The organism is Streptomyces acidicola, assembly GCF_009377235.1.
Classification (GTDB): Bacteria; Actinomycetota; Actinomycetes; order Streptomycetales; family Streptomycetaceae; genus Streptomyces; species Streptomyces acidicola.
The window spans coordinates 1-1,292 of the sequence record NZ_VMNX01000524.1 but is presented as its reverse complement, the minus strand read 5'-3'; the positions used below and the strand labels follow the sequence as shown (position 1 = coordinate 1,292).

General features: G+C 68.5%; 1 protein-coding gene. It reads right to left on the bottom strand.

The features are described 5' to 3' along the window. Positions 1 to 82: 82 nt before the first annotated feature. A partial coding sequence (locus FPZ41_RS46560; protein ID WP_152870937.1) for an ABC transporter substrate-binding protein occupies positions 83 to 1,292 on the bottom strand: 1,210 nt, incomplete at its 5' end.

The window sequence follows — 1,292 nt, the reverse complement described above, 5'->3', positions numbered from 1 at the left end:
GGGCGGGGGCGCCGAGGGGCCGACTGGTGCCTGGGCAGCGGCTGACGGTTCCGTACCCCTCGGGCCTGGACCTTGGAGCCGCTCAGTCGGCCAGGGAAGCACCGACCGCTTCGTTGTCCTTGTCGAGTGCCCCCTCGTCGCCGAAGACGGCGTCGCGCATGAGGGTCAGCCAGGGTCCGTTGGGATCGTTGAAGGTCTGGCCGAACTTCAGCGCGTACGGGGTGCGGCCGTGCGCGACGAGCTGGTTGATCGTCACCAGCCGCGGGTCCGACTTGGAGTGCTTATTGGACGCCAGATCGGTGCGCGCCACCACGTCCTTGTTCGCGGCGACCACGTCGACCTGGGCCTTGTCGCCCAGGGACCAGGCGAGGAAGTTCCAGGCCTGGTCGGGCGACTTGCTGGTGGCGGAGATGCCGATGGCGTCACCACCGATGAAGGTGGACTTGCCGCCGTCCGGTCCGGGGATGGGCGCGACACCGAGGTCGAGGTTCTTGGGCATCAGTCCCAGGGTGGTCGACGGCATGGGCATCACGCCGACCTTGCCCTTGGGGAAGACTCCGGTCCAGGTCGTGCCTGTCTCGTCGCGTGCGCCGGGGGCCACGATGTCGTCCCGCACCCAGCCGCGGTAGGTCTCGTAGACCTTCTTCGCGGTGTCGGAGGAGAGTCGGGCTTCAGTGCCCTCCTTGTTCAGCACGTCCTCGTCGGCGGCCCAGATCGACGGCCACCAGGTGAAGACGCCGCAGCCGCCGCAGTTGCCGCCGAAGAAGGTGCCGTTGACACCTCCGCCCAGCGCGTCCACGGCCCGGGCCTGCCGGTCCCACTCGCGAAGGCTGGTGGGCGGCTTCTCCGGGTCGAGCTGGGCCCGGCGGTAGAGCTCCTTGTTGTAGAAGAGCACCGACAGATCCAGCGTGTGCGGCACGACGTACTTCCGGCCCTCGTACGTACCGGCCTTGATGTGCGACTGGGCCAGGTGCTTCGCGAACGGCAGGGCGTCGACGCGTTCGGTGATGTCGGCGAAGAGCGCGCTGGAGGTGTAGTTCGGTACGAACACCACGTCGGAGGCGAACAGGTCGGGCAGGTCACGGGAGCCGGCTGCGGCACCGACCTTGGCCTGGTAGTCGTCGGTGGGGATGACGGTCAGTTCGATCTTGTTCTTGTGGCTCGCGTTGTACGCCTTGACGAGGGCCTCGCTCTGCGGCCGGGTCGCCGCACGCGTCCACATCGTCAACTTGGCGCCGTCGTCGACGCCCTTGGCGTTCGCGGCTCCGCTTCCTCCCCCGCCGCCCGAACCG